Annotated in this window: 25 protein-coding genes; 11 read left to right on the top strand and 14 right to left on the bottom strand. The window is 59.9% G+C overall.

The features are described from left to right. The first annotated feature begins 13 nt into the window (after positions 1–13). The 7 genes from mltB (at position 14) to K5K95_RS04980 (ending at position 6,501) form a co-directional block, all read left to right on the top strand. On the top strand, positions 14–1,024 hold the full coding sequence (gene mltB / locus K5K95_RS05010; protein WP_090179465.1) for a lytic murein transglycosylase B: 1,011 nt from the start codon (positions 14–16) through the stop codon (positions 1,022–1,024). Continuing rightward, the gene (locus tag K5K95_RS05005) at positions 1,024–2,034 is read left to right on the top strand and encodes a septal ring lytic transglycosylase RlpA family protein (protein WP_222588605.1); all 1,011 of its coding nucleotides are present in this window, start codon (positions 1,024–1,026) and stop codon (positions 2,032–2,034) included. The genes mltB and K5K95_RS05005 overlap by 1 nt, the downstream gene beginning before the upstream one ends. 183 nt (positions 2,035–2,217) lie before the next feature. After that, complete coding sequence (locus K5K95_RS05000; protein WP_090179469.1) at positions 2,218–3,375, top strand: D-alanyl-D-alanine carboxypeptidase family protein; 1,158 nt, start codon at positions 2,218–2,220, stop codon at positions 3,373–3,375. Between the two features lie 84 nt (positions 3,376–3,459). Next, a complete protein-coding gene (locus tag K5K95_RS04995) occupies positions 3,460–3,735 on the top strand; it encodes a DUF493 domain-containing protein (RefSeq protein ID WP_222588604.1) in 276 nt (91 codons plus the stop codon). Continuing rightward, on the top strand, positions 3,735–4,382 hold the full coding sequence (lipB, locus tag K5K95_RS04990; protein ID WP_222588603.1) for a lipoyl(octanoyl) transferase LipB: 648 nt from the start codon (positions 3,735–3,737) through the stop codon (positions 4,380–4,382). The genes K5K95_RS04995 and lipB overlap by 1 nt, the downstream gene beginning before the upstream one ends. Position 4,383: 1 nt before the next feature. Then, positions 4,384–5,406, top strand: coding sequence for a lipoyl synthase (gene lipA, locus K5K95_RS04985; RefSeq protein ID WP_090179476.1), 1,023 nt, complete (start codon positions 4,384–4,386; stop codon positions 5,404–5,406). 144 nt (positions 5,407–5,550) lie between these two features. Next, positions 5,551–6,501 (top strand): LD-carboxypeptidase, encoded by a 951-nt coding sequence (locus K5K95_RS04980; RefSeq protein ID WP_222588602.1) that lies wholly within the window; start codon positions 5,551–5,553, stop codon positions 6,499–6,501. Positions 6,502–6,630: 129 nt separating this feature from the next. On the opposite strand, the gene K5K95_RS04975 is transcribed toward K5K95_RS04980, so the two are convergent. The 5 genes from K5K95_RS04975 to leuS form a co-directional block, all read right to left on the bottom strand. Further along, positions 6,631–7,953 (bottom strand): lytic murein transglycosylase, encoded by a 1,323-nt coding sequence (locus K5K95_RS04975; RefSeq protein ID WP_222588601.1) that lies wholly within the window; start codon positions 7,951–7,953, stop codon positions 6,631–6,633. 62 nt (positions 7,954–8,015) lie between these two features. Beyond that, positions 8,016–8,180, bottom strand: coding sequence for an alternative ribosome rescue factor ArfA (gene arfA / locus K5K95_RS04970; protein ID WP_222588600.1), 165 nt, complete (start codon positions 8,178–8,180; stop codon positions 8,016–8,018). Between the two features lie 199 nt (positions 8,181–8,379). Continuing rightward, entirely contained in the window at positions 8,380–9,417 is a 1,038-nt protein-coding gene (holA, locus tag K5K95_RS04965; RefSeq protein ID WP_222588599.1) for a DNA polymerase III subunit delta, read from the bottom strand. 39 nt (positions 9,418–9,456) lie between these two features. Next, entirely contained in the window at positions 9,457–10,062 is a 606-nt protein-coding gene (gene lptE / locus K5K95_RS04960; RefSeq protein WP_222588598.1) for an LPS assembly lipoprotein LptE, read from the bottom strand. 88 nt (positions 10,063–10,150) lie between these two features. Next, on the bottom strand, positions 10,151–12,757 hold the full coding sequence (gene leuS / locus K5K95_RS04955) for a leucine--tRNA ligase (RefSeq protein WP_222588597.1): 2,607 nt from the start codon (positions 12,755–12,757) through the stop codon (positions 10,151–10,153). 279 nt (positions 12,758–13,036) lie between these two features. Between leuS and K5K95_RS04950 the strand changes: the two genes are divergently transcribed. After that, positions 13,037–13,357 carry a hypothetical protein gene (locus K5K95_RS04950; RefSeq protein WP_222588596.1) on the top strand — a complete coding sequence of 107 codons (321 nt, stop codon included), beginning with the start codon at positions 13,037–13,039 and terminating at the stop codon, positions 13,355–13,357. A gap of 105 nt (positions 13,358–13,462) precedes the next feature. Beyond that, positions 13,463–14,224 carry a YdcF family protein gene (locus tag K5K95_RS04945; RefSeq protein ID WP_222588595.1) on the top strand — a complete coding sequence of 254 codons (762 nt, stop codon included), beginning with the start codon at positions 13,463–13,465 and terminating at the stop codon, positions 14,222–14,224. Positions 14,225–14,348: 124 nt separating this feature from the next. On the opposite strand, the gene lnt is transcribed toward K5K95_RS04945, so the two are convergent. From lnt to miaB, 5 genes are all read right to left on the bottom strand, one after another. Continuing rightward, positions 14,349–15,872 carry an apolipoprotein N-acyltransferase gene (gene lnt, locus K5K95_RS04940; protein ID WP_222588594.1) on the bottom strand — a complete coding sequence of 508 codons (1,524 nt, stop codon included), beginning with the start codon at positions 15,870–15,872 and terminating at the stop codon, positions 14,349–14,351. Positions 15,873–15,880: 8 nt separating this feature from the next. Beyond that, a complete protein-coding gene (locus K5K95_RS04935; protein ID WP_027924283.1) occupies positions 15,881–16,720 on the bottom strand; it encodes an HlyC/CorC family transporter in 840 nt (279 codons plus the stop codon). 5 nt (positions 16,721–16,725) lie between these two features. Next, positions 16,726–17,220 (bottom strand): rRNA maturation RNase YbeY, encoded by a 495-nt coding sequence (gene ybeY, locus K5K95_RS04930; RefSeq protein WP_222588593.1) that lies wholly within the window; start codon positions 17,218–17,220, stop codon positions 16,726–16,728. Beyond that, positions 17,213–18,229: a PhoH family protein gene (locus K5K95_RS04925; protein ID WP_090179503.1), complete on the bottom strand. Its 1,017-nt coding sequence runs from the start codon at positions 18,227–18,229 to the stop codon at positions 17,213–17,215. The genes ybeY and K5K95_RS04925 overlap by 8 nt, the downstream gene beginning before the upstream one ends. 233 nt (positions 18,230–18,462) lie before the next feature. Further along, positions 18,463–19,791, bottom strand: coding sequence for a tRNA (N6-isopentenyl adenosine(37)-C2)-methylthiotransferase MiaB (gene miaB / locus K5K95_RS04920; protein WP_222588592.1), 1,329 nt, complete (start codon positions 19,789–19,791; stop codon positions 18,463–18,465). A gap of 135 nt (positions 19,792–19,926) precedes the next feature. Between miaB and K5K95_RS04915 the strand changes: the two genes are divergently transcribed. After that, positions 19,927–20,256 carry a DUF1820 family protein gene (locus tag K5K95_RS04915; RefSeq protein ID WP_007894425.1) on the top strand — a complete coding sequence of 110 codons (330 nt, stop codon included), beginning with the start codon at positions 19,927–19,929 and terminating at the stop codon, positions 20,254–20,256. A 127-nt stretch (positions 20,257–20,383) separates the two neighbouring features. Here K5K95_RS04915 and K5K95_RS04910 read toward each other — a convergent pair whose 3' ends face one another. The 4 genes from K5K95_RS04910 to K5K95_RS04895 form a co-directional block, all read right to left on the bottom strand. Further along, positions 20,384–20,938 carry a tetratricopeptide repeat protein gene (locus K5K95_RS04910; RefSeq protein ID WP_222588591.1) on the bottom strand — a complete coding sequence of 185 codons (555 nt, stop codon included), beginning with the start codon at positions 20,936–20,938 and terminating at the stop codon, positions 20,384–20,386. A gap of 225 nt (positions 20,939–21,163) precedes the next feature. Beyond that, positions 21,164–22,447 (bottom strand): glutamate-1-semialdehyde 2,1-aminomutase, encoded by a 1,284-nt coding sequence (hemL, locus tag K5K95_RS04905; RefSeq protein WP_222588590.1) that lies wholly within the window; start codon positions 22,445–22,447, stop codon positions 21,164–21,166. A 17-nt stretch (positions 22,448–22,464) separates the two neighbouring features. Continuing rightward, positions 22,465–23,088: a thiamine phosphate synthase gene (gene thiE / locus K5K95_RS04900; RefSeq protein ID WP_222588589.1), complete on the bottom strand. Its 624-nt coding sequence runs from the start codon at positions 23,086–23,088 to the stop codon at positions 22,465–22,467. 32 nt (positions 23,089–23,120) lie between these two features. After that, positions 23,121–23,918, bottom strand: coding sequence for a hydroxymethylpyrimidine/phosphomethylpyrimidine kinase (locus K5K95_RS04895; RefSeq protein WP_222588588.1), 798 nt, complete (start codon positions 23,916–23,918; stop codon positions 23,121–23,123). A 314-nt stretch (positions 23,919–24,232) separates the two neighbouring features. Between K5K95_RS04895 and K5K95_RS04890 the strand changes: the two genes are divergently transcribed. Further along, positions 24,233–26,617, top strand: a complete 2,385-nt coding sequence (locus tag K5K95_RS04890) for a hybrid sensor histidine kinase/response regulator (RefSeq protein ID WP_222588587.1) — start codon at positions 24,233–24,235, stop codon at positions 26,615–26,617. Positions 26,618–26,655: the final 38 nt, after the last annotated feature.

Below are 26,655 nucleotides of genomic sequence, written 5' to 3'. Positions count from 1 at the left end.
GGTGAAATTTTCAATGCAAGTAGTGCATGGCTGGGCGACTCGATACGCGCCGTGGGTCGGCCTGGTAAGCATCCTTGGCACAGCGCAGGACGCGCTGGCCGGCGATTACGAAGGCTCACCCCAGGTGGCCGAATTCGTCGGTGAAATGACCCGCGACTACGGTTTTGCCGGTGAACAGCTGATGGGGGTGTTCCGCGAAGCCGAGCGCAAGCAGTCGATTCTTGACGCGATCTCGAAACCCGCCGAACGCGTCAAGCAGTGGAACGAATACCGCCCGATGTTCATCACCGATGCGCGCATCGCCCGTGGCGTGGACTTCTGGCGTCAACACGAGGCCGTGCTGGCGCGTGCCGAGAAAGAATACGGTGTGCCGGCTCAGGTCATCGTCTCGATTATCGGCGTTGAGACCTTTTTCGGTCGCAATACCGGAAATTTCCGGGTGATCGACGCCTTGTCGACCCTGGGTTTCGACTATCCTCCTCGTGCCGAATTCTTCCGCAAGGAATTGCGTGAGTTCCTGTTGCTGGCGCGGGAAGAACAGGTCGATCCGTTGACACTCAAAGGCTCCTACGCCGGGGCAATGGGCTTGCCGCAGTTCATGCCGAGCAGCTTCCGCGCTTATGCAGTGGACTTCGACGGTGATGGGCACATTAATATCTGGACCAATCCGGACGATGCCATCGGCAGCGTCGCCAGTTACTTCAAGCTTCATGGCTGGGTCGCCGGCGAACCGGTGGTCAGTCGCGCCGATGTTCGTGGCGAGCAGGTCGACGAAGGTTTGACGACGGGCATCGAGCCGACTAAAACGGTCGGGGAGTTGCGAGCCTTGGGCTGGTCGAGTCATGATGCGCTGCGCGATGATATGCCGGTTACGGCTTTCCGCCTGGAAGGCGATAATGGCTCCGAATACTGGATGGGCCTGAAGAATTTTTACGCAATCACGCGTTATAACCGCAGCGTGATGTACGCCATGGCTGTACATCAACTGTCTGAACAGCTTGTCCAAGCACGGGGCGTCAAGTAATGCGGGCATTGCCTATGAATAAACCCCTGAAGCTGATGGCGTTCGCCGCATTGGCGGTGCTGCTCGCCAGTTGTTCGACCAGTCGCGCGCCGACGCAAAAGTCTTCGACCGCCGTCCGTGCCATGCCAGGCCTGGATATCAACCGGGCTCACAAGGACGGCGCGCCGTGGTGGGACGTCGACGTGTCGCGCATCCCGGACGCCACACCGACCCTGCACTCCGGCCCTTACAAGGCCAACCCGTATACGGTACTGGGCAAGACCTACTTCCCGCTGCAAGACTCCAAGACCTATGTCGCCTCGGGCACGGCGTCGTGGTACGGCACCAAGTTTCACGGCCAGAACACCGCCAATGGCGAAGTGTATGACCTGTACGGCATGAGCGCCGCGCACAAGACTTTGCCACTGCCGAGTTACGTCCGGGTGACCAACCTGGACAACAACAAGAGCGTGATCCTGCGGGTCAATGACCGTGGGCCGTTCTACTCGGACCGGATCATCGACTTGTCCTACGCTGCCGCCAAGAAGCTTGGTTATGCCGAAATCGGTACGGCGCGGGTCAAGGTTGAAGGCATCGATCCACAACAGTGGTGGGCACAGAAAGGCCGTCCGGCGCCTTTGATGCTCAACGAGCCGCAAGTAGCGCAAAATGCCGCGCCGACGATTACCGCATCGGCCGGCACCGTCGAGCAATGGACGCCACCGCCGCAGCAACACGCTGCGGCCGTTGTGCCCGTTCAGCTTGATGCAAAAAAAAACGCTTCTGTACCAGCCTCTGGCCAGTATCTGCAGGTGGGCGCGTTCGCCAACCCGGACGCTGCAGAACTCCTGAGATCGAAGCTCAGCGGGATGGTGAGCGCTCCGGTGTTCATCAGTTCGATCGTGCGCAATCAACAGACGCTGCATCGGGTGCGTCTGGGGCCGATCGGTTCGCCGGGTGAAATCCAGCAGGTGCAGAACAGCGTGCGTCTGGCCAATCTCGGTTCGCCGAGCCTGGTCACCGCCGAGTAAGACGTAGTACTTGATTGATGGTTCGCTTGCGGTTTGGGGGGCGAACCGGGTTGTTGGCTCGTTGAAGAACAAAAGCCCGGCAAGGGTTACTGAGTTGAGCAACTGAACACGCGATGGCCCGTTAGAAGGTCATCTGATTAGTTTTGCCCTTGGGCAGTTTCCATTAGCGATTTCGAGAGACGGATGAACATCACCACCTTTGCCAAACGCCTGTTCCTGCTAGTCCCGCTACTCCTCTCGCCCGCGGCTTTCGCGGTCGAGATGATGCCATCGCCACCACAATTGGCCGCTAAAGCCTATGTGCTCATGGATGCCAGCAGCGGCAACGTGCTGGTCGAGAACAATGGTGATCAGCGTCTGCCTCCGGCCAGCCTGACCAAGCTGATGACCGCGTACATCGCGACGCTGGAAATCCGTCGTGGCCAGATCGGCGAAAACGATCCGGTGACTGTCAGCGAAAACGCCTGGCGTACCGGCGGTTCGCGGATGTTCATCAAGGTCGGCTCGCAGGTCACTGTCAGCGACCTGCTGCACGGCATCATCATTCAGTCGGGTAACGACGCCAGCGTTGCGCTCTCCGAGCACATCGCCGGCAGCGAAGATGCGTTCGCCGACCTGATGAACAAAACCGTCGCCGACCTGGGCATGACCAACACCCACTTCATGAACCCGACCGGTCTGCCGAACCCTGAGCACTACTCGTCGGCTCACGACATGGCTGTGCTGGCTCGCGCGATCATCCACGAAGACCCGGCTCACTATGCGATCTACTCGCAGAAAGAGTTCTTCTGGAACGGCATCAAGCAACCTAACCGCAACCTGCTGCTGTGGCGCGACAAGACTGTCGATGGTCTGAAGACCGGTCACACCGACGAAGCGGGCTATTGCATGGTGTCTTCGGCTGTACGTGACGGCATGCGCCTGATCGCCGTGGTGTTCGGCACCAACAGCGAAGTGGCTCGCGCCTCCGAGACCCAGAAGTTGCTGACCTACGGTTTCCGTTTCTTCGAAACCCAGACCTTCTATCAGAAAGGCGCCGAGCTGGCTCAGGCACCTGTCTGGAAGGGCAGCACCAATCAAGTCAAGGCCGGCCTGGCTGAAGACCTGACCATGACCCTGCCAAAAGGCCAGCTGAAAAAGCTCGCCGCCAGCATGACCATGAACCCGCAACTGGTTGCGCCAATCGCCAAGGGCGACGTGATCGGTAAAGTCGAAGTGAAACTGGACGACAAGGTGGTGCACAGCGCTGACCTGATCGCCCTGGACGCTGTCGAGGAGGGTGGTATCTTCCGCCGCATGTGGGATAGCATCCGTCTATTCTTCTACGGCTTGTTCAACTGATAGTGTGCACCTGCAAAGCCCCTCGCCGATCCGGCCAGGGGCTTTGCCCGTCGCCACGGCTTACGCTTACGAGGCCGTTACGCCATGACCGATACCGAAGTAAAGGCGCCTAAGATCGAATTCCCCAATGTTGATTACCCGGTTAAGGTGATCAGCGATACGGGTGTAGGCAACAAAGACAGGATCATCGAGATCGTCAAGAAACACGCGACGGTCAACGATGAGCGCGTTGATGAGCGTCAAAGCACCAACGGCAAGTACACCACGATTCAGTTGCACATCGTCGCCACCGATCAGGACCAGCTGTACAACATCAACAGCGAACTGCGGGCTACCGGCTTCGTGCACATGGTGTTGTGATGCCCGGCACGCTGGGCTTTCGCGAGCTGGGTCAGATGGCTTACGAGCCGGTCTGGCATGCCATGCAGCGCTTCACCAACGAACGCGGCAGCAATGCCGCGGACGAGATCTGGCTGGTTGAACACCCTCCGGTGTTCACCCAGGGCCAGGCCGGCAAGGCCGAGCACTTGTTGCTGCCAGGGGATATCCCGGTGGTGCAGGTCGATCGCGGTGGTCAGGTGACTTATCACGGTCCCGGCCAATTGGTGGCCTACCTGTTGCTCGACGTTCGCAAGCTGGGTTTCGGCGTGCGTGACCTGGTCACGCGCATGGAACACTGCCTGATCGAGTTGCTGGCCAGCTATGGCGTTGCCGCCAACGCCAAGCCAGACGCGCCAGGTGTCTACGTCGAGGGGGCGAAAATTGCCTCCCTGGGCCTGCGGATCCGCCACGGTTGTTCTTTTCATGGCCTGGCCCTGAACGTGGATATGGACCTGGAACCGTTTCGACGGATTAATCCCTGCGGTTACGCCGGGCTGGCAATGACCCAGCTAAGCGATCACGCAGGATCGATTGAATTTGCCGAGGTAAGTGCCCGGCTGCGCGCGCAGCTCGTCAAACACCTCGACTATGCTGAGCAGACGACCCTAACGGGCGGAATCGACTGATATGACTACTGATGCAGTGCAAACCATGATCCCGACGCTTGATGTCACCGAGCGTCCGGCCCCGCGTGCCAAGGTTGAAGCCGGCGTCAAGCTGCGCGGCGCCGAGAAGGTTGCACGTATCCCGGTGAAGATCATTCCGACCACCGAACTGCCGAAGAAACCCGACTGGATTCGCGTGCGCATCCCGATTTCCCCGGAGGTCGATCGCATCAAGGCGCTGCTGCGCAAACACAAGCTGCACAGTGTGTGCGAAGAGGCGTCCTGCCCGAACCTGGGTGAGTGCTTCTCCGGTGGCACCGCGACCTTCATGATCATGGGCGATATCTGCACCCGCCGCTGCCCGTTCTGCGACGTTGGCCACGGTCGTCCGAAGCCACTGGACGTCAACGAGCCCGAAAGCCTGGCCATCGCCATCGCCGACCTCAAGCTCAAGTACGTGGTGATTACCTCGGTTGACCGCGACGACCTGCGCGACGGCGGTGCCCAGCACTTTGCCGACTGCATCCGCGAGATCCGCAAGCTGTCGCCGAATGTGCAGCTCGAAACCCTGGTCCCGGACTACCGTGGCCGTATGGACGTCGCGCTGGAAATCACCGCTGCCGAGCCGCCGGATGTGTTCAACCACAACCTGGAAACCGTGCCGCGCCTGTACAAGGCCGCGCGTCCGGGTTCGGACTACCAGTGGTCACTGACCCTGCTGCAACGCTTCAAGCAGATGATGCCGCACATTCCGACCAAATCCGGCCTGATGCTGGGCCTGGGCGAAACCGACGAAGAAGTCATCGAAGTCATGAAGCGCATGCGCGAGCACGACATCGACATGCTGACCCTGGGCCAATACCTGCAACCGTCCCGCAGCCACTTGCCGGTTCAGCGTTTCGTGCACCCGGATACCTTCGCCTGGTTCGCCGAGGAAGGTTACAAGATGGGCTTCAAGAACGTCGCTTCCGGTCCGCTGGTACGTTCTTCGTACCACGCCGACGAACAGGCGAAACTGGTCAAGGCCGAGCTGATGTCGTCCTGATCCACGGCGAGCAAGCAAAAGCGCCTGCGAGGTTTCTGACCTTGCGGGCGTTTTTTTGTCTTGTTCACGGCAACTTAACCTCTTCTGTTTGTCCCCGTTCCTGACTACTGTGTGCTGAAGCTTTTTGCGCAGGGAGATTCATGGATGACCGTTCGACCGACTCACACGCTTTATCCCCACAAACCCGTCCCTGCGTTGCCTTCCCAAGGCTTGATCGGTGTGATTGCGCCTGCGGGGCCCGCCGGGCTGGATACCGACAAGGCCGTTGCGTGGATGCGTGCCCGCGGATATGCGCTGCGTGTGTTCCCCGGCGTATACGAGCAGGATGGCTACCTGGCTGGAGGCGACGATGTACGGCTCAATGACTTGCATGCGGCGTTCGCTGACACCGAGGTCGACGCCATCATTTGCCTGCGCGGTGGGTACGGTACGCCGCGTTTACTCGATTGTATCGATTTCGAATTGCTGCAAAACAACGCGAAACCATTCATCGGCTACAGCGACATCACCGCGCTGCACGTCGCGATCAGCCGTTACGCCGGTTTTGTGACCTTTCACGGGCCGCTGCTCAATGCCGATTTGTTGGGCGCAAAGCAAAAGCCGACCGAGTCTTCGTTTTTCAACATGCTCAGAGGGCAGGTGAAGGCCGGCAGCGTGCTGTCGCATCCGTCGGCCTACCCGCTGACCACAATCGAGCCGGGCATTGCTCACGGGCGTTTGCTGGGGGGCAATCTGTCGATGCTGGCCGCGACGATGGGCACGCCGTTCGAAATGGAGGCCGAGGGCGTCATCCTGTTCATTGAGGACGTCAACGAGCCGCTGTATCGGATTGACCGTCTGCTGACCCATCTGCGCCTGGCGGGCACCTTGGGCAAGTTGCGCGGCGTTCTGGTGGGGGATGTGGCCGGGGTTGATACGCTGGCGCTGGAGCGTTTGCTCAAGCAGACCTTCGAACCGTTGCGGATACCGGTGCTGTCCGGGTGGCGCAGCGGGCATTGCGATCCGAACCTGACATTGCCCATGGGGGCACTGGTTCGATTGGATGCGGGGAAGAAGGAATTGGTGCTGGAGCAGGATGTGGTGGTCAAGCTGTAGGCATTTGTCGCCTGACAGTCAGTCTTCGCGAGCAAGCCCGCTCCCACAGTTGACCTGGTCCTTCCATAGGAATGCGGTCGAATGTGGGAGCGGGCTTGCTCGCGAAGGCGGCATCAGCCATTCGGCCGACTATCGGTTACGCAGTCCTTCCAGCAACTTGTGCGTCGGATAGCCATCTGCTGGCCAGCCAAACGACTGCTGTGCGCTGCGGATCGCTTTGCGGGTGTTGGCACCAATGATGCCATCCGGCGTGCCTGCATCGTAGTTCTGCGCGCTCAACAAGCTTTGCAGTTCGATCCGTTCGGTACGGCTCAGCGGCAAATCATCTTTTGGCCAAGTGCCGCTGATCAAACCTCCACCCGTGAAGCGCTCGGATAACAGGCTCACGGCCAGCGCATAGGACGAGGAGTTGTTGTACTTGAGGATCGCGCGGAAGTTGTCGAGCACCAGGAACGCCGGGCCACGATAGCCGGCCGGCAGCAACAGGGCGGCCGACAGGTGTTCGGAGCCCGCCGGAACCTTGGCACCATTGGGTAGCGAGACGCCCAGTTGCAGCCATTCAGCAACGCTTTTGCGCAGAATGCCATCGGCCAGCACATAGTTGAAGGAGCCTGGCAGCTGCACTTCAAAACCCCACGGCTGGCCTTTCTGCCAGCCGGAGCTTTGCAGGTAATGCGCGGTCGAGGCCAATGCATCGGCGGGGCTGCCCCAGATGTCGCGGCGACCGTCGCCATCGAAATCCACGGCGTGGGTGTTGTAGGTGGTCGGGATGAACTGGGTCTGGCCCATGGCGCCGGCCCAGGAGCCGAGCATTTTCTCCGGAGTGATGTCGCCTTGTTGCAGGATCTGCAAGGCGGCGATCAATTGCGCCTGAGCAAAGCCTGGGCGCCGGCCTTCATAAGCCAGGGTCGCCAGGGAATTGATCACCGACTTGGTGCCCTGGAACTGCCCGAAATTGCTCTCCATGCCCCACACCGACACCAGCGCCTGGCGGTCGACGCCGTAGCGCTGTTCGATGCTTTGCAGAATGTCGGCGTATTGGTTGACCAGCGTCTGACCTTTGCGTACCCGAAGCGGCGAAAGGGCGCCATCAAGGTATTCCCACACGGGGCGCGCGAATTCCGGTTGGCTGCGGTCGGCGCGAATCACGCTCTCGTCGAAGCTGACATTGGCGAAAGCGCGGTCGAACACGTCGGCGCGAATCCCGGCGGCCAGCGCCTCTTTGCGAAAACCCGCCTGCCATTCAGCGAAGGTCTGGGTGGGCTGGATGTCGAGGTTTTCATCGGCCGGCACTACAGGCGGAATGACCGCAGGGGCTGTCGCGACGGGAAGGGTCTGAAGCGGTTGAGCGTCCGCGGCGGTCGGTTTTTCCGCGCAGGCGACAAGTAGAATGAGGCTGGAGGCAGCGATCAGTTGGCGTAGGGGCCAGCGACGGGAAAGACGAAGGGGCATGCACAGTTCCAGGGAATACGAATCAGGTGAAGACCTTACCATGTTGAGCGGTCGCTTGCCTTTCAGGCCGCCAGAAAGTAAAAAGCCTCCCAGCTATTAGACTGGAAGGCTTCGCGGCGGTAGCTGCCTTTGCCCTTGCCGGCTCGTTCCTGACGGCTGCGGAACAGTGGCTGGGCGATGATTGATTTGGCCTTGTTGGGGCCACTTTTAGATGGCTTTTGGCTCATGATGAGTACTCTCAGTCAGTGGGTTTTGCGGTGCAAATCATCTGCCGAAGTTGGGGGGCTGTCTAGAGGGGAAATACGGATTTGATTTGTAGGAAGCATGATCAAAAGATCGCAGCTTCGTTGCACTCGACAGCGCCTACATTGAAATGCGTTCTCTTGTAGGAGTTGTCGAGTGCAACGAGGCTACGATCTTTTGACCTTACTCAGCAGGCAAGGACAATCGTTGGCCCGCCATCAACAACGACAACCGACTCAGACTCATCCACGGTGATCCGGCAGCCTGGCCTTTGATCTGTGCATCGATGCGCTGCGCTTCCAGCAACAACTGCGCCCAGCGTGGCGCCGAGTAGCGTTGCAGGGCTTTGCTCATCAGTGGTTTGCGTTTGTCCCAGACCGGCGGTCGGGCCTGGCTGAAGGCCTTGTCCAGCGGCACACCCTGGCTGTATTGCAACGACAGGTTGGCCAGCAGGCGCAGTTCCCGGGCCAGCGCCCAGAGAATCACCGGCGGCTCGACGCCTTCACCACGCAACCCTTCGAGGATGCGCAGCGCATGGGCGGCTTCGCCATTGAGAATTGCATCGGTCAGGCCGAAGACATCGAAACGGGCACTGTCGGCCACCGCGGCTTGCACGGTTTCTACGGTGATCTGGCCACCTTCGGCCATCAGTTTGAGCTTTTCGATTTCCTGGGCGGCGGCCAGCAAGTTGCCTTCGACCCGCGCGGCGATCAGTTCGACCGCGTCCTGACTGGCCGAAAGGCCGGCCTGGGACAGCCGTTGACGGATCCAGCTCGGTAACTGGTTGGCATCCACCGGCCAGATCTGCACGAACTGCGTCTGTTGACCTTCTACCAGCGCCTTGCCCCACTTGGTTTTCTGCGCGCTGCCATCCAGCTTGGGCAGACTGATCAGCAACACCGTGTCTTCGGCCGGGCGCGCGCAGTACTCGATAAACGCGGCGGCGCCTTTGTCACCGGGTTTGCCGGATGGCAAGCGCAGTTCCAATAGACGCTTTTCGGCAAACAACGACATGCTGGCACCGGCCTGCAGCAGCGTACCCCAGTCGAAACTGGCGTCGGCGGCGAAGACCTGGCGTTCATCGAAGCCTTGCTGGCGAGCGGCGGCGCGGATGGCGTCGGCGGCTTCCTGGCACAACAACGGGTCATCGCCGCTGATGATATAGATGGGTGCAAGGGGACCTTGCAGGTGTTTAGCGAGTTGGGCGGGGGCAAGTTTCATAAGAAAGGGCGAACGGGGCGCCTGAGCACCCCGTAAGTCTTATTGCTGCGGAATTTCGACGGGCGACTGACGCGGGGTTTCCGCTTCAGCCTTCTGTGCCGCTTCCAGTGCCTGAGCTTCGGCCTTGGCCCTGGCATCGGCAGTCTGTTGCATCTTCTCCAGTTGGGTTGGAGTCAGCTGTGCCAGACGCAGCATCATGCGCTGAATCAGTTCGCGCCGGGTTTCTAAGCGAGCAGTACTGGCTTCCTGATCGGAACCCATCAGGTTGTTGCCGTCGTGCATAAAGATTTTTTGCACTACAAGCTTGTCGCTCATCAATGGCAGGTCGTGTGCGCCACGGATGTCATAGTTCAGCACGGTATTCACCTGATACTCGCCAGTACCACCGGCACCGGCGTAGCTGAGGATGCGCTGGGTTTCCTGCTCATCGGTCAGCACCAGTTTGTACGGTGCACCGGAGTAGACCTTGACGCCGCTGCTTTGCAGGGCCTGGCGCAGTTGCGTCACAGTTTCGCCGTAAGCGTTGCGTGCGCTCAGGTCGAGTTCCCTGATCGCCAGTTCGGTGGTGCCAGTGCCGCGCAGCTGGAAACCGCAGGCGCTCAACAGGACTGCGAGGCCCATCACCAGCAAATTGCGTTTGATCATCTTGTTGCTCCCCTTGAAACCAGGTGGGCCGACCGTGCGGCCCGAAAGGTTTTACGCGGCGCCAGGCTGACCTGGCGCCTGATCCAATTTAGCTGGCGACGATATTGACCAGTTTCCCGGGCACTACGATCACTTTACGAATAGTCAGGCCGTCGACGAAGCGCAACACGTTCTCGTTGACACGGGCTGCGGCTTCGACTTCTTCGCGCGACGCGGTGGCCGGCATTTCAATCTGGCCACGCAACTTGCCGTTGACCTGGATAACCAGCGTCAGGCTGTCCTGCACCAGCGCGCTCTCGTCCAGTACCGGCCAGCCCGCGTCGATCACCGGGTCTGCGTGGCCCAGTCGATGCCACAGTTCATGGCAGATGTGCGGGGTGATCGGAGCCAGCAGCAGGGTCACGGCTTCCAGGCCTTCATGAACCAGTGCGCGATCCTGTTCGGTGCCTTGCGCGGCTTTTTCCAGCACGTTCATCAACGTCATCACCTGGGCGATGGCGGTGTTGAATTTGTGGTTCTGGCCGACGTCGTGGCTGGCTTGCTTGATTGCCAGGTGGATCGAACGGCGAACGGCTTTCTGCTCGTCGTTCAGGCTGGCGATGTCCAGTTTGCCTGGCAGGCCTTGCGTAACGTGTGCTTGCGCCAGGCGCCAGACGCGCTTGAGGAAACGGTGCGAACCTTCTACGCCGGAATCGGACCATTCCGCGCTCATGTCGGGCGGCGAGGCGAACATCATGAACAGGCGGCAGGTGTCTGCGCCGAACTGGTCAATCATCGACTGTGGATCGACGCCGTTGTTCTTCGACTTGGCCATCTTCTCGGTGCCGCCGATTTCCACCGGCAGGCCGTCTGCGATCAGTTTGGCGCTGATAACCTTGGCTTTGCTGTCGCGTTCGAGTTCGACATCTGCCGGGTTGAACCAGGTGTAGGCACCATTGGCTTCGCGACGATAGTAAGTCTCGGCGATCACCATGCCTTGGGTCAGCAGGTTCTTGAACGGCTCGTTGGAGCTCACCAGGCCTTCGTCACGCATCAGCTTGTGGAAGAAGCGCGCATACAGCAGGTGAAGAATGGCGTGTTCGATACCGCCGATGTATTGATCCACCGGCAACCAATGGTCGGCCGCCGATTTTTCCACCAGGCCGCCTTCATAGTGCGGCGAGGCGTAACGGGCGTAATACCACGAGGACTCGACGAAGGTGTCCATGGTGTCGGTTTCACGCTTGGCCGGTGCGCCGCATTTCGGGCAAGCGCACTCGTAGAACTCAGGCATGCGTGCCAGTGGCGAACCGGCGCCATCCGGCACCACGTCTTCCGGCAGCACGACGGGCAGTTGATCTTCCGGGACCGGCACATCACCGCAGCTAGTGCAGTGGATGATCGGGATCGGGCAGCCCCAGTAGCGCTGACGGCTGATGCCCCAGTCGCGCAGGCGGAACTGGGTACGCGAGGCGCCGAGGTTTTTCTTGATCAGCGCCACTTCAATGGCGTCGAACGCACCAGCGAAATCTAGGCCGTCGAACTCGCCGGAGTTGATCAGCGTGCCGTGTTCGCCGTAGGCGTCCTGCCAAGGAGCCGGATTGGTGTCACCTGCGCTGGTGCGCACCACGGACTTGATCGGCAGGTTGTACTTGTGGGCGAATTCAAAATCACGTTCGTCATGAGCCGGTACAGCCATGACCGCGCCGTCGCCGTAGTGCATCAGCACATAGTTGGCGACCCATACCGGGAGTTTCTCACCGGTCAGTGGGTGCTCGACGAACAGCGAGGTCGGCAGGCCTTTTTTCTCTTGAGTGGCGACGTCGGCTTCAGCGACGCTGCCGCCCTTGCATTCAGCGATGAACGCTTGCAGCTCAGGGTTGTTCTGCGCTGCCAGGGCGGCGAGGGGGTGCTCGGCGGCCACGGCAACGTAGGTCGCGCCCATCAGGGTGTCCGGACGGGTAGTGAAGACTTTCAGCGCACCGGTTTCGCCGATGGAATCGACGTCGTACGGGAACTGCACTTCCATACCGCGGGATTTGCCGATCCAGTTGCGCTGCATGGTCTTGACCTGTTCAGGCCAGCCAGTCAGTTCGTCGAGGCTCTCCAGCAGCTCATCCGCGTAGGCGGTGATCTTGAAGTAGTACATCGGGATTTCGCGCTTTTCGATCAGCGCGCCGGAACGCCAGCCGCGACCGTCGATCACCTGTTCGTTGGCCAGGACGGTCTGGTCGACCGGGTCCCAGTTCACGGTGCCGCTTTTTTTGTAGATCACGCCTTTTTCGAACAGGCGAGTGAACAGCCATTGTTCCCAGCGGTAGTAATCGGGTTTGCAGGTGGTCACCTCGCGTGACCAGTCCACCGCCAGGCCCAGGCTGCGCAGCTGGGTTTTCATGTAGGCAATGTTTTCGTAGGTCCACTTGGCCGGCGCTACGTTGTTCTTCATTGCGGCGTTTTCCGCCGGCATGCCGAAGGCGTCCCAACCCATCGGTTGCAGAACGTTTTTGCCTTGCATGCGCTGGTAGCGGGAGATCACGTCGCCGATGGTGTAGTTGCGCACGTGCCCCATGTGTAGCTTGCCGCTGGGGTAAGGGAACATCGACAGGCAGTAGAAAGTCTCCTTGCCTGGCTGTTCACTGACTTCAAAGGACTTTTGCTCGTCCCAGAACGACTGGGCGGCGGCTTCGATTTCACGGGGCTGATATTGTTCGTGCATGGCTACTTTTGAACTGAATAGGGGTGGCCTAATCCTCTTCAATGCAACGCTGGACGGTGACGACGCCAAATCGGCGTTTCGGTGCCCAGGCGAGCTGGAAGTGGAGTTACAGGAAGCGCCGTAGCATACATGACCGCGCTCTACCGAGGGAAACCCTGATTGCACGCAGGCGTTGCCCGATTTGCCCTGCGAGGGCCGTTGGTCGCGGCACTCAGCCGGTTTGTTCATGGAAGCTAAGCTCTAAATGGGGAGTGAGTCTTATCTTCAATGAGGTGAGGGATGGTTGAGTCACAGCAAAAAGTCACAAAGCCGGAGCTGTACGAAAGACTGATTGATCGTCTTGGGATGGCTCTGGAGGCTGCAAAAACCGCTGGTCGGCTACGCGATGAGCGTCCCCTTGAGCTGGAACTGCGTGGATTGAGTCCCGCAGAGTTTGCATTGGTCAAAGCCTATTTGGACCGCAGTGAACGTGAGACGCACGGATGCCTGTCAGCCGCAGTGAAGCAACTTGATGCACCGCGTTCGGCCAAGATCGTCTGGCTTAAGGACAAGGCAACTGGTAGTGGCTCGGAAAAGGTCCGGTCGCTGCAATTCAAATAACGGCTCCACGTCATTAAACACGTTTTGTTGAAGCATAATCCTTCCGCATTTGTTGTCGCTTTGCGTCAACCAACTTAGGCTTCGGGCATCTTATGGAGATGCCCGATGCCTTTTCGCTATTTCGTGAAACAACTTCTATTACCTCCCGGGATTCTGTTGCTGCTGCTGGTTCTTGCCTGGTGGTTGCGCCGCTCAAGGCCGCGCCTTGCGACGGTGTGTTTTGTCTTGGGGGCGGGCGGCTTCTGGCTGATGAGTCTGCCGGTGGTCGTGCAGTGGGGGGCGAAAGCCCTGGAGAGTCAGCCGCCGTTGGCGCGTGACGAATGGTCAACCCTGGGCCAGCGCGCTGATGCAATTGTGTTGCTGGGTTCCGGGCGTGAGCGGGGTGATATTGCCTGGGGCGCCGATCAACCGACAGGGATCGGTCTGGAGCGTGAACGGTATGCCGCACGTTTGGCGAAGGCGTCCGGGTTGCCCATTCTCACCAGTGGCGGCCTGCATTACGGCACGCCACCCACCGAAGCAAAACTGATGGCGGACTCGTTGCTCGACGATTTCGGCGTGGCCGTGCGTTGGCAGGAGGGGCAAAGCCGCACGACGTGGGAGAACGCGCAGTTCAGCGCTCATGTGCTGTTGCCGGAGGGGATCAAGCGGGTGGTAGTGGTCACGCAGGCCTGGCACATGCCGCGATCGGTCTGGAGTTTCCGGCAAGCCGGATTTGAAGTGGTGCCCGCGCCGGTGGGGTTTTTAGGCGTGGACAATGCCCGGCCGCTGGGCGGCTGGATGCCGGAATTCAAATCGATCTGGCAGAGCGGGCAGTTGTTGAATGAGGCCGTAGGGCAGCTCGGGTATTCGCTTTTCTATCGCTGATCGTTCCCACGCTCCGCGTGGGAATGCCGCCATGGACGCTCTGCGTCCGCTTCTGATGCTGTGACGCAGAGCGTCACGGGATGCATTCCCACGCAGAGCGTGGGAACGATCAAGCTCAGCAGTTTCAGACAGTCTTGGCCATCCGGCTCGCCACCAGTGCCCAGCCAAACAACAGCAAACACAGGATGATCAGCGGCCACGAACGCCATTGCAGGTAAGGCGTCAGGTTGTGCATCGGCACCACTTCGCCGTACAGGATGCCGCGTTCGAACTGCGGGATCCGGGCAGTGATCTGACCGAACGGGTTGATCAGGCCGGTAACGCCGTTGTTGGTGGCGCGGATCATCCAGCGGCCCGCTTCCAGCGCGCGCATCTGCGCCATCTGCAAATGTTGCAGCGGACCGATGGAGGTGCCGAACCAGGTGTCGTTGCTGATGGTCAGCAGCAAGTCACTGCGAGCGGCAAGGCTTGCGGCGAACTCCGGGTAGACCACTTCGTAGCAGATGAACGGCGCAATCTGGTAACCCTTGGCTTGCAGCATCGGCTGGTCAGACGGACCACGGGCAAAATCGGACATTGGCAGGTCGAAGAAGGCGATCAGCCCGCGCAGCACGTCCTGCAACGGTACGTATTCGCCGAACGGCACCAGTTTCTGCTTGAGGTAAGTGCCATCGCCTTCGCCAACGACGGTGATGCCGTTGAAGAAGCGCTTCTCGTGACGCACTTCCTGGCGAATCGGTACACCGGTAATCAGCGCAGTTTTACGGTCCGCGGCGAAACTCCCCATCATGTTCAGGTAGCCCTCGGCGGACTCCTTGAGCACAGGAACAGCGGTTTCCGGCCAGATCAGCAGGTCGACCCGCTTGGAGCTGAAGCTCATGTCGCGGTACAGCGCCAGCTGCGCGTTGAGCTGTGCCGGGTCCCACTTCATGCTCTGTTCGATATTGCCCTGAATAGCGGCGACGCTCAGCGCCGGCCCTGCCGGGCTGGTCCAGGCGTGTTCTTTCAATGCCATGCCGGCGACCCAGGGGCCAAGCAGCAACAACACGCCCGCGGCGATGAAACCTTTACGCCCCGCACGAACCAGGCGCATGGCGTTGCAGATCAGCGCGGCTGTCAGGGCCAGGGTGAAGGAAATCAGCCACATTCCGCCGATTGGCGCGAGCCCGGCGAGCGGGCCGTCGAGCTGGCTGTAACCGGAGTAGAGCCACGGAAAACCGGTGAGGAACCAGCCACGAAAGGCTTCCTGGGCGACCCACAGCGCGGCAAATGCCAAGGCATCGGCCAGTGGCGCTTCGTTGCGGCGCAGCCAGCGCGCCCAGATCCAGGCGGGCAGGGCGAAGAACCAGGCAATCGCTGCGGTGAAGGCGAGCATCAGCATTCCGGCCAGCAGCATCGAGGCGCCACCGAAGTTGTGAATGCTGTAGTAGATCCAGCTGGTGCCGGCGCCAAACAGGCCGAAACCGAAACACCAGCCACGACCCAGGGCCTGACGGGGGCTCAGTTCTCGCAAACCGGCATAGAAAAAACCGACCGCCAGCAAAGCCAGCGGCCAGATATCGTACGGCGCCAACGCCAGGGTAGTGAGTGCACCGGCCACCACGGCCAGCAGATTACCGGGCCAGCCGGGGCGGGTTACGCGGAGCATGTCAGTCCTTAGCGTGCAATAGGAGTCAGGCGCAGCAAGTGAATTCGACGGCTGTCGGCGTTCAGGATGCGAAAGCGATAAGGGCCGATTTCAGTGATTTCATTACGTTTTGGCAAGTGCCCGAACGCGCTCATCACCAGGCCGCCAACTGTGTCGAACTCATCGTCGGAGAACTCGCTGTCGAAGAACTCGTTGAAGTTCTCGATCGGCGTCAGCGCCTTGATCAGGAAATCACCGCTGGGCAATGGCTTGATGTAGCTGTCTTCTTCGACGTCGTGCTCGTCTTCGATGTCGCCGACGATCTGTTCCAGCACGTCTTCGATGGTCACCAGGCCGGCCACGCCGCCGTATTCGTCAATGACGATGGCCATGTGGTTGTGGTTGGCGCGAAATTCACGCAGCAGCACATTCAGGCGCTTGGACTCCGGCACGAAGGTGGCCGGGCGCAGCAGGTCCTTGATGTTAAAGCTGTCGCCGTTCTCCTTGAGGATCAACGGCAGCAAGTCCTTGGCCAGCAACACGCCCATCACGTCATCGTGGCTTTCGCCGATGACCGGGTAACGGGAGTGGGCCGAGTCGACCACGGCAGGCAAAAACTCGCGAGGTGTCTGGGTCGCCTTGATGCTGACCATCTGCGAACGCGGGACCATGATGTCCCGCACTTGCAGGTCAGCGACCTGGATGGCGCCTTCGACGATGGCCAGCGCTTCGCTGTCCAGCAGTTTGTTTTGGTGTGCATCGCGCAGCAGCTCCAGCAGCTCCTGGCGGTTCTTCGGCTCGTGGGCAAAAGCCTGGGTCAGTTTACCCAGCCAAGACTTCTGCCCGTTGCTCGATCGATCTTCGCTCATAGCGATTACTCTGAATCCTTTGTTGTAACGATAGGGGATGTGTCGGTTTCGTCGTCCGCGTACGGGTCGGGATAGCCCAACTCTGCAAGCAACGTTCGTTCCAGTGCTTCCATTTCCTCGGCTTCGTCGTCATCTATATGGTCGTAACCCAGTAGATGCAAGCAGCCGTGAATCACCAGATGGGCCCAGTGGGCCTTTAGTTCCTTTCCTTGTTCGGCGGCTTCACGTTCGACCACCGCCACGCAGACGACCAGGTCGCCCAGTAACGGGATGTCGAGAAACTCATCCGGCACATCGGCAGGAAATGACAAGACGTTGGTGGCGTAGTCCTTTTGCCGCCAGGTCTTGTTCAGCTCGCGGCCTTCGGCTTCGTCGACCAGGCGAATGGTCATCTCGGAGTCGGCCGTGCGCTGGCGCAGAGCCAGTTCGCACCATTGGCGGAACTCGGCTTCGCTTGGGGCCGGCGCTTGGGTAGCCAGTTGCAGATCAAGCTCAAGCATCGTGGCGAGTGTCCTTGGGCGAGAACTTCGCCGGTTCATCAGCTACGCGATTCTCGAAGCGCTCGTAGGCTTCGACGATCCGCTGCACCAACGGATGGCGCACGACGTCTTTGGGCATGAAATGGGTGAAGCTGATACCCGGCACGTCCTTGAGCACCTCGATCACATGGTGCAGCCCGGACTTGGTGCCTTTCGGCAAGTCGACCTGGGTGATGTCACCGGTGATGACCGCGGTGGAGCCGAAGCCGATTCGGGTCAGGAACATCTTCATCTGTTCGACGGTGGTGTTCTGGCTTTCGTCGAGGATGATGAAACTGTTGTTCAGCGTACGACCGCGCATGTACGCCAGTGGCGCAACTTCGATGACTTGACGCTCGATCAGCTTGGCGACGTATTCGAAGCCGAGCATTTCGTAGAGTGCGTCGTACAGCGGGCGCAGGTACGGGTCGATCTTCTGCGACAGGTCGCCAGGCAGGAAGCCGAGCTTTTCGCCCGCCTCAACCGCCGGACGCACCAGCAGGATGCGCCGGATCTGTTCACGCTCCAGCGCGTCTACCGCGCAGGCAACGGCAAGGTAGGTCTTGCCGGTGCCGGCCGGGCCGATGCCGAAGTTGATGTCGTTACCGAGGATTTCCTTCACGTAGCGCAGCTGATTCAAGCCGCGAGGGCGAATCATGCCTTTTTTGGTGCGCAGGGCGACGGAGGGTTCGGCGGGGGAGACGTTGTCCAGCTCTTCGACGGCCGATTCCTGCAGGAACAGGTGAACCATGTCCGGCGACAGCTCGGTACCCTTGGTTTCCCGGTACAGACGGCGCAGGAGGTTTTCCGCGGAGGTGGTGTGTTTGGGCTCGCCGATCAGTTCGAACTGGTTTCCGCGGTTGCGGATCTCGATGGTCAGGCGCTGTTCGATCAAGCGCAAATGCTCGTCGAATTGCCCGCACAGATTGGCGAAGCGGCGAGCCTCAAAGGGCTCGAGGATAAAACGATGTGGTTCTATGGGTGCGTTCAAGGTCGTATTTAGCCGCCCTGGGGCAATTAAGATGAAATCAAGGATAACGCCAGAGGGCTGGGTGCGAAAGCTCTTAAATAGATGAACCTGTTCTCAGGAACAACGCAGGTCCAGTGTGGGAGCTGACTTGCCTGCGATGACGGGCTCACATCCAAAAGAGATGTTGCCTGTTACACCGCTATCGCAGGCAAGCCAGCTCCCACATTTGATCTCCATTGATCTGAAAATCGGTGTCACTGAATCAACGAGCCCCGCAGCGAGTGAGGCTGTGCGGCGTCGATGTGCACGTCGGCGAACTGGCCGATCAGCGTGGGATTGTCGCAGCGGAAGTTGACGATCCGGTTATTCTCGGTCCGGCCTTGCAGCTCGCCGGGGTCCTTTTTCGAGTAATCGGTAACCAGAATCCGCTGGATCGAACCGACCATTTGTCGGCTGATCTCGAAACCTTGCTGGTTCAGGCGATGTTGCAGGGCATTCAGGCGTTCTTTTTTCAGCGCTTCCGGGGTTTCGTCAGCCAGGTCTGCGGCCGGAGTGCCCGGGCGCTGGCTATAAACGAACGAGTAGGAGAAGTCGAAGCCGACGTCTTCAATCAGCTTCATGGTCTGCTCGAAATCTTTTTCGGTCTCGCCCGGGAAGCCAACGATGAAGTCCGAGCTGATGCAGATGCCTGGCACAGCGGCCCGCAGCTTGCGCAGTTTGGATTTGTATTCCAGCGCGGTGTGGTTGCGTTTCATTGCCGCGAGGATCCGGTCCGAACCCGATTGCACCGGCAAGTGCAGGTGTTTGACCAGCTCCGGCACATCGGCGTGGGCCTGGATCAGGCTGTCGGAAAACTCCAGCGGGTGCGAGGTGGTGTAGCGAATCCGGTCGATGCCATCGACGGCTGCCACGACGCGGATCAACTCGGCGAGATCCGCCAGGCGTCCGTCGTGCGTAGTGCCACGGTAACCGTTGACGTTCTGACCCAGCAGGGTCACTTCCCGCACGCCGTTTTCCGCCAGATGCATGATCTCGGCAATCACGTCGTCGAACGGGCGGCTGACTTCTTCGCCGCGGGTGTAAGGCACCACGCAGAACGTGCAGTACTTGCTGCACCCTTCCATGACCGACACATAAGCACTCGGGCCATCGATGCGCGGCTCTGGCAGGTGATCGAATTTTTCGATTTCCGGGAACGAGACGTCGACTTGCGGCAGCTTGGTGGCGCGTGCTGCGTCGATCATTTCCGGCAGGCGATGCAGGGTTTGCGGGCCGAAGACCACGTCGACATACGGTGCGCGATCACGGATGGCCGCGCCTTCCTGGCTGGCCACGCAACCGCCGACGGCGATCACCATGTCCGGGTTGGCCAGTTTCAGTTCGCGCCAGCGGCCGAGCTGGGAATACACCCGGTCCTGCGCGCGTTCGCGAATGGAGCAGGTGTTGAGCAGGATCACGTCGGCGTCTTCAGCGCGAGCGGTCACTTCCAGGGCCTGATGTTCGCCCAACAGATCGACCATGCGCGAGCTGTCGTACTCGTTCATCTGGCAACCGTGGGTTTCGATGTAAAGCTTCTTGGCCATGGATACAGTCATCACGTGATTCAAAGAACCGCGCATTATAGGGAACATGTCCCAAGGTTCCTACCGCTGTGCGTCCGGCGGCTATGCTATAGTTCGCGCCCTCATTTTTATCCCCCGATGTGTTGCTCGCCCACCATGACCAAACGTGAAGCTCCAATCTACAAGGTGATTTTCCTCAATCAGGGCCAGGTGTACGAAATGTATGCCAAGCAGATCTATCAAAGTGATCTGTGGGGCTTCCTGGAAGTGGAAGAGTTCGTCTTTGGCGAGCGCACACAAGTGGTCGTCGACCCGAGCGAAGAGAAGCTCAAGGCTCAATTTGAAGGCGTTGTGCGCAGTTTTGTGCCGATGCATTCGATTGTGCGCATCGATGAAGTCGAGCGTCTGGGCACACCAAAAATCAGCGAAGCCCGCGGCGCGGTCGGCAATGTCATGCCGTTCCCGATGCCGATGCCTGAGAAGTAAGTCTCAAGACCGAGTCGCCCCCATCGCGGGCAAGCCCGCTCCCACAGGGAATGCGTTTTTTAATGAGAATGCGATCACATGTGGGAGCGGGCTTGCCCGCGATGGGGCCAGAAAGATCGAAACAGAATTAAGGCAGTGGCGAAAACGGCGTACGCCCATCGGCGCTCTGCAATTCCATCAGGTATTTACGAAAGATTTGCCCCAGCACCTGGGTCGCCACTTCAAGTTCTTCTCGAGGCATTTTCTCAGCCACTTCGTCCGCCGTATCCAGCGCATCTTCAGCGCCATTGACCGCGGCCATTTTCAGCACGATATACGCCTGAACGTTATTGGCTGGTACGCCTTCGCCGTGGAAAAACATGGTGCCAAGTTTGAACTGCGCCTGGGCGTGGCCCTGCAATGAGGCCTTCTCGAAGTAGTCCAGGGCTTTTTTGAGGTCGCGCGGCGTGTTTTTGCCGTCGTAGTAGAACGCACCCAACTCGTATTGCGCTTGTGCATCCCCTTCATCCGACGCTTTCTGACAGGCGGCCAGCGCTTGCGTCAGGTCTTGCGGCTGAGTATTGAGGGTGCAACGACCCATCGCTGGGATTAACAACGAGTTGCCGCCTGCTTGTGCGAGCGCGAGCAGGGGCTGAAGGAGCAACAGGCAGCCCAGTGCAAGGGCGCGGCCGGTGCGGTTCATGGGAATCGACTTACCTCTGAAGGGCGCGCGGACCCATCGAGGGGATCCAATAAGCGCGCATTATGAAATAAGCAGGGCCAACCTTACAAAGTCTTTACTCGTTTTTCTGCTGCGCGGGGAATATATCGCCCAATTTGTCGGGAATTCTTGGCACAAGCGTCGGAATAAGGGCGTAAATGCAGGCGAAAGCTGACGCCGGCATTGGCCGACGTCAGCGACACAGGGTTATTTCAATACAGCGAAAGCTCGTTCGGCGGCATCCAGTGTCAGTTTCAACTCGGTCTCGCCGTGGGCGATCGAGGTGAAGCCTGCTTCGAATGCGCTCGGCGCCAGATACACGCCGCCTTCGAGCATCAAGTGGAAGAAGCGACCGAACAAGGCTGCATCGCTGGCCATCACGTCATCGAAGGTCACGATGTCGTCGGCACCGCTGAAGTACAGGCCGAACATCCCACCGGCCTGGGTGGTCACGAAAGGAATGCCAGCGGCATCGGCACGCTGTTGCAGGCCATCGAGCAGACGGCTGGTGTAGTCGCTCAGCTCGTCGTGGAAACCAGGACGGCTGATCAAGCGCAAGGTGGTCAGGCCGGCGGCCATCGCCAGCGGATTACCCGACAAGGTGCCGGCCTGATAGACCGGGCCCAACGGTGCGATGCACGACATGATTTCACGCTTGCCGCCGAAGCAGCCTACCGGCATGCCGCCACCGATGATCTTGCCGAACGTGCTCAGGTCCGGCGTCACACCGAAGTGAGCTTGGGCACCGCCGAGTGCGACGCGGAAACCGGTCATCACTTCGTCGAAAATCAGCACCACGCCATGTTTGTCGCACAGGGTGCGCAGGCCTTCGAGAAAACCTGGCGCCGGCGGTACGCAGTTCATGTTGCCGGCCACCGGCTCGACGATGATGCAGGCCACGTCCTGACCGACTTCGGCGAGCATGGTCTCCACTGCGTCGATGTCATTGAATGGCAGGGTCAGGGTGTGCTTGGCGAAGTCCGCCGGCACGCCGGCCGAGCTCGGTACGCCTTGGGTCAACGCGCCGGAACCGGCCTTGACCAGCAGGCTGTCGGAGTGACCGTGGTAGCAGCCTTCGAACTTGATGATGTTGTCTCGACCAGTGAACCCACGCGCAAGGCGGATCGCACTCATGGTCGCTTCGGTGCCGGAGCTGACCATGCGCACCATTTCCATCGACGGCACGATCGAGCAGACCAGGTCGGCCATCTCGGTTTCCATCGCGGTCGGGGCGCCGTAGGACAGACCGTGTTCCAGCTGTTTACGCACCGCGTCCAGCACGTCCGGGTGGCTGTGGCCGAGAATCATCGGACCCCAGGAGCCGACGTAGTCAACGTAGCGCTTGTCGTCTTCGTCGGTGACGTAGGCACCTTCAGCGTGTTTGAAGAACAGCGGGGTGCCGCCAACGCTTTTGAATGCGCGAACAGGCGAGTTCACGCCTCCGGGAATGTGTTTCTGGGCATTGGCAAACAGGGTTTCGGAACGAGACATGATCGGGCTCTCAAAAATCAGGATTTGAACAATTCGTTAAAGGCGTGGGCGCGGCGGGTGACTTCAGCCGTGCTCTCGGCGCCAAACAGGCCGTGGACGACCGCCAGCAGATCGACCCCGTGTGCCACCAGCGGCGCGGCGTTTTCCAGGGTGATGCCGCCAATCGCGCAGATCGGCAGGTGCAGTTTGCTGCGCGCCTGATCGAGCAACTCAAGGCTGCAGGTCGGTGCGCCGGGTTTGGTATTGGAGTTGAAGAAGCGACCGAAGGCGACGTAACTGGCGCCTTCCTTGGCGGCTTGTTCGGCGAGTTCGAGTTGTGCGTGGCAGGTTGAACCGATGATCGCCTGACGACCGAGCAATGCGCGGGCCGGGGTCAGCGGGCCGTCGGTCTGGCCCAGGTGCACGCCGACGTTCAGGCGCGCAGCCAGCTCGGCGTCGTCATTGATGATCAGCTTGGTTTTGTAGCGCTCGCACAGATCGCGCAGGGCTTGGGCCTCGCGCAGACGCCTGGCCTCGTCGCTGCTCTTGTCGCGGTATTGCAGCAAGGTGACGCCGCCTTCGAGCGCCGCCTCCACGTACGAAAGAAATTTACCGGCCAGCAACTGGCTGTCGGTAATGGCGTACAGGCCACGTAGTTTCATCGGACAAGCCTCTGCGCTTTACGCATCAAAAGTTACGAACAGAAATCCAGCGGCAGGCGGCGCGGCACGAACTGGCCTTTGCCCAACTGCTCCGCATCGCGCAGGGTACGCCAAGTGTAGTCAAGCGCGGTCTGCACGGCGCTGGTGAGGTGTTCACCCAAGGCCAGGCGACCAGCCAGCGCGCTGGCCAAAGTGCAACCGGAACCGTGATAACTGCCGGGCAGGCGCTGGCAGGTAAACGTCTGGCGGTGTCCGTCGCGGCTGTACAAGCGATTATGGATTTCGTGTTCGTCGCCATGACCGCCAGTGATCAGCAAGTGCTTGACGAACGGCAGGAGTTTTTCAGCGCATTCGTCCGCGGTGCCTTCGGGCAGTTCGGCGAGGATGCGGGCTTCAGGAAGGTTGGGGGTGGCGATGATTGATAGCGGCAACAGGCGTTCGCGCATGGCATAGCCGACTTCGTCCTTGCCCAGTCGTCCGCCGCCACCGGCGCGCAGCACCGGGTCACAGACCACCGGCAAATGCGGGTGCGCCGAGAGCAGTTCGACAACGGTGTCGACCATTTCCAGGGAACCGAGCATGCCCAGTTTGACTGCGGCGACTTCGGAATCGTTAAGCACGGCGTTGGCCTGGGCCAACACCCACTCGCGATCGAGGACGCGGAAGTCAGTGACATTGACTGTGTCTTGCACGGTCAGGGCGGTGACGGCCGGAGCCGCATGACAACCCTGAGCGAGCAGGGCTTCGATATCTGCCTGCAAGCCGGCGCCACCACTTGGGTCGTGGCCGGAGAGACAGAGGACAACGGGGCGAGAGCTGTAGATATTCATGGTGCGCGAGCTTACCACCAGTCGACCAGCGAGTCATGACGGTCCCTGTGGCGGCCTTCGCCTGAATGCCATCGGAATGTGCCAATCGTCGATCCATTTTCACCTTCAGACGAGGCTAACGGCTCTAGCTCAATACGCAGCGCTGGAACGCCCGTCGTAGAGCCTTTGTAGGAAAAATTTCAATGGTGTTCAATGGCCATCAACCGCTATGCTAGAGTGGATCCAAACCAATAACAGGTAATACCGGTTTTACGTCTACTCAAAAGGAATGAGGGGCTTCCTGAGATAACCGGACAGGCCACGCTGGGGCTTAAATGCGCTATTTGTTGATGTTGCTGTTGTGCTTGCCCCTCATGGCAAGTGCCGTTGAATTTGATGAATTTACCCGAAGCCTTCCCTTGGGCCGAACCCTGCAAGTGTATGAAGACGCGGGTGGTCAAGCGACCATCGCCGATGTTCGTGCGCAAGCCGCTGCCGGTAACTTCAAGGCCCACGATAAAGACACCCTTAACGCCGGTTATTCGCGTTCAGCGTTCTGGCTGAAAATCGACCTGCATTACCGACCTGCCGACCCTGCGGCACAACGCACCTGGTTGCTGGAACTGGCCTATCCGCCCCTCGATCACCTTGATCTTTATCTGCCCGATGCTGGCGGGGACTATCAATTGGTCCGGCAAACCGGCGATGCATTGCCCTTCGCCACTCGCGAGATCCGCCAGAACAACTACCTGTTCGATCTGAACTTCGCCCCTGACCAGGCGCAAACCGTTTACCTGCGCCTGCAAAGTGAAGGGTCGGTCCAGGCGCCCGTGACGTTGTGGTCGAGCACGGCTTACCTCGAAGACCAACCGGTGCGCCTCTATGTGTTGGGGCTGATCTATGGCGTGCTGCTGGGAATGCTGGTCTACAACCTGTTCATTTACCTCAGCGTGCGTGACACCAGTTACCTCTATTACATTTTCTACATCGCCTCGTTCGGCCTGTATCAGCTATCGGTGAACGGCGCGGCAGTGCAGTATTTCTGGCCGGACAATCCCTGGTGGGCGAATGCCGCGACACCGTTTTTCATCGGTTGCGCAGGTCTGTTCGGCAGCCAGTTCGCCCGTAGCTTCTTGCAGACGGCCAGCCACAGTCGCTGGCTCGATCGCCTGCTGCTGGCACTGGTAGCGTTCAGTGCGGTGGTGGTCGGCTTGTCATTGATGACCAGCTACGCCTTGGCCTTGCGTCTGGCGACGGCCCTGGCTTTGGTTTTCACCGTGGTGATTTTCGTCGCCGGGCTGTGCGCCTGGTTGCGGGGGCTGCGCGTGGCGCGGTATTTCATCATTGCCTGGTCGGCCTTCCTGCTCGGCGGCATCGTCAACACGATGATGGTGTTGGGTTACCTGCCCAACGTGTTCCTGACCATGTACTCCAGCCAGATCGGTTCCGCCATCGAAGTCGCATTGTTGTCCCTGGCGCTGGCCGATCGAATCAACGCCATGCGCGAACAGCAGGCGCAGACGCTGTTCGATGCCGGTCAAAAGCTCGAAGTGCTGAACCAGCAACTGGCCCACAGTAACAAGCTCAAGGACGAATTCCTCGCGACCCTGACCCATGAACTGCGCACGCCCATGAACGGTGTGATCGGTTCGCTGGAGTTGATGCAGACCGTGGAGATGGATCCGGAGCTTGCGCAATACCAGCAAACCGCCGCCGGTTCTGCGCGAGACATGATGCGCATGGTCAACGGCATCCTCACCCTGACCGAGTTGCAGGCGGGCAAACTCAAGGCCAGTTCGGCAACGTTCAGTTTGCGCGGTGTGGTCGAAGCCTTGCGGATGCAGTTCGAAGGCAATGCCTTGAGCAAGTCGCTGGATTTCAAAGTCGATGTGACACCGGGCCTGCCGGATCGCTTGAATGGCGACAGCGCCAAGCTGTCGCAATGCCTGGAATGCCTGCTCGATAATGCGATCAAGTTCACCCGCGTCGGAGGGCTGGCGCTGCGGGTGACGGGCAAGCCGGTGGACAACGGTCGACTGGCGTTGTCGTTTGCGGTGATCGACACCGGCATCGGTTTCACTGATCTGGGGGAGGCGACGCTGTACCAGCACTTCTTCCAGCTCGATGGCTCCATGACCCGTGAATACGGTGGACTGGGCGTGGGCCTGGCGATCTGTCGGCAACTGGTCGAACTGCTCGGCGGGCGTCTGACCCATCGATCCGAACCCGGCAGTGGCAGCCGCTTCCAGCTGGACGTCGAGTTCGAGCTGCCAGTGGTGGAGCGGCCGCCAGTGCCGTTGGTGAATCGCGAATTCTCCGGTTTGCGCCTGCCGCAGGATTGCTCGGTGTTGTTGGTGGATGACAACAGCATCAATCAATTGGTGATGCGCGGCATGCTGCTCAAACTCGGGTTCCGGGTGCGTGCTACCGACAGTGGCGCTGCCGCACTCGATCAATTACAGCGTGAACATTTCGATGCGGTGTTGCTCGATTGCCAGATGCCCGCACTGGACGGCACCTCTCTTTGCTGCCAGATCCGCGCCTTGCCGGGGTGTGCCGAGTTGCCGGTGTTCGTGGTTGCCATGAGCGGTGAGCGGGAGCGCTGTCCGAACGGCGCCTTGATCGACTATCTGAGCAAACCGGTTAAATTCGAGGATTTGCAAGCAGCGCTCTATCGGCGCGTGCTCTGTCCGGGGCAAGGCGAAAGCGCCGACATTTAGGCAGATATGACACTTTGTTCGGTCAAGGGGCGGTGCTT

Source organism: Pseudomonas sp. DR48 (genome assembly GCF_019823085.1).
Lineage (GTDB): Bacteria > Pseudomonadota > Gammaproteobacteria > Pseudomonadales > Pseudomonadaceae > Aquipseudomonas.
This window is presented reverse-complemented; position numbering and strand designations above follow the sequence as displayed.

Bases quoted from the DNA above. Each gene is read 5' to 3' on its own strand.
- lipB (WP_222588603.1), top strand. From the start codon at position 3,735: ATGCCCGGCACGCTGGGCTTTCGCGAGCTGGGTCAGATGGCTTACGAG.
- thiE (WP_222588589.1), bottom strand. From the start codon at position 23,088: ATGAAACTACGTGGCCTGTACGCCATTACCGACAGCCAGTTGCTGGCC.
- ybeY (WP_222588593.1), bottom strand. From the start codon at position 17,220: ATGCTTGAGCTTGATCTGCAACTGGCTACCCAAGCGCCGGCCCCAAGC.
- hemL (WP_222588590.1), bottom strand. From the start codon at position 22,447: ATGTCTCGTTCCGAAACCCTGTTTGCCAATGCCCAGAAACACATTCCC.
- lptE (WP_222588598.1), bottom strand. From the start codon at position 10,062: ATGATCAAACGCAATTTGCTGGTGATGGGCCTCGCAGTCCTGTTGAGC.
- holA (WP_222588599.1), bottom strand. From the start codon at position 9,417: ATGAAACTTGCCCCCGCCCAACTCGCTAAACACCTGCAAGGTCCCCTT.
- K5K95_RS04980 (WP_222588602.1), top strand. From the start codon at position 5,551: ATGACCGTTCGACCGACTCACACGCTTTATCCCCACAAACCCGTCCCT.
- leuS (WP_222588597.1), bottom strand. From the start codon at position 12,757: ATGCACGAACAATATCAGCCCCGTGAAATCGAAGCCGCCGCCCAGTCG.
- K5K95_RS04995 (WP_222588604.1), top strand. From the start codon at position 3,460: ATGACCGATACCGAAGTAAAGGCGCCTAAGATCGAATTCCCCAATGTT.
- K5K95_RS04935 (WP_027924283.1), bottom strand. From the start codon at position 16,720: ATGAGCGAAGATCGATCGAGCAACGGGCAGAAGTCTTGGCTGGGTAAA.
- miaB (WP_222588592.1), bottom strand. From the start codon at position 19,791: ATGGCCAAGAAGCTTTACATCGAAACCCACGGTTGCCAGATGAACGAG.
- lnt (WP_222588594.1), bottom strand. From the start codon at position 15,872: ATGCTCCGCGTAACCCGCCCCGGCTGGCCCGGTAATCTGCTGGCCGTG.
- K5K95_RS04890 (WP_222588587.1), top strand. From the start codon at position 24,233: ATGCGCTATTTGTTGATGTTGCTGTTGTGCTTGCCCCTCATGGCAAGT.
- K5K95_RS05005 (WP_222588605.1), top strand. From the start codon at position 1,024: ATGCGGGCATTGCCTATGAATAAACCCCTGAAGCTGATGGCGTTCGCC.
- K5K95_RS05000 (WP_090179469.1), top strand. From the start codon at position 2,218: ATGAACATCACCACCTTTGCCAAACGCCTGTTCCTGCTAGTCCCGCTA.
- lipA (WP_090179476.1), top strand. From the start codon at position 4,384: ATGACTACTGATGCAGTGCAAACCATGATCCCGACGCTTGATGTCACC.
- K5K95_RS04910 (WP_222588591.1), bottom strand. From the start codon at position 20,938: ATGAACCGCACCGGCCGCGCCCTTGCACTGGGCTGCCTGTTGCTCCTT.
- K5K95_RS04950 (WP_222588596.1), top strand. From the start codon at position 13,037: ATGGTTGAGTCACAGCAAAAAGTCACAAAGCCGGAGCTGTACGAAAGA.
- arfA (WP_222588600.1), bottom strand. From the start codon at position 8,180: ATGAGCCAAAAGCCATCTAAAAGTGGCCCCAACAAGGCCAAATCAATC.
- mltB (WP_090179465.1), top strand. From the start codon at position 14: ATGCAAGTAGTGCATGGCTGGGCGACTCGATACGCGCCGTGGGTCGGC.
- K5K95_RS04895 (WP_222588588.1), bottom strand. From the start codon at position 23,918: ATGAATATCTACAGCTCTCGCCCCGTTGTCCTCTGTCTCTCCGGCCAC.
- K5K95_RS04915 (WP_007894425.1), top strand. From the start codon at position 19,927: ATGACCAAACGTGAAGCTCCAATCTACAAGGTGATTTTCCTCAATCAG.
- K5K95_RS04945 (WP_222588595.1), top strand. From the start codon at position 13,463: ATGCCTTTTCGCTATTTCGTGAAACAACTTCTATTACCTCCCGGGATT.
- K5K95_RS04975 (WP_222588601.1), bottom strand. From the start codon at position 7,953: ATGCCCCTTCGTCTTTCCCGTCGCTGGCCCCTACGCCAACTGATCGCT.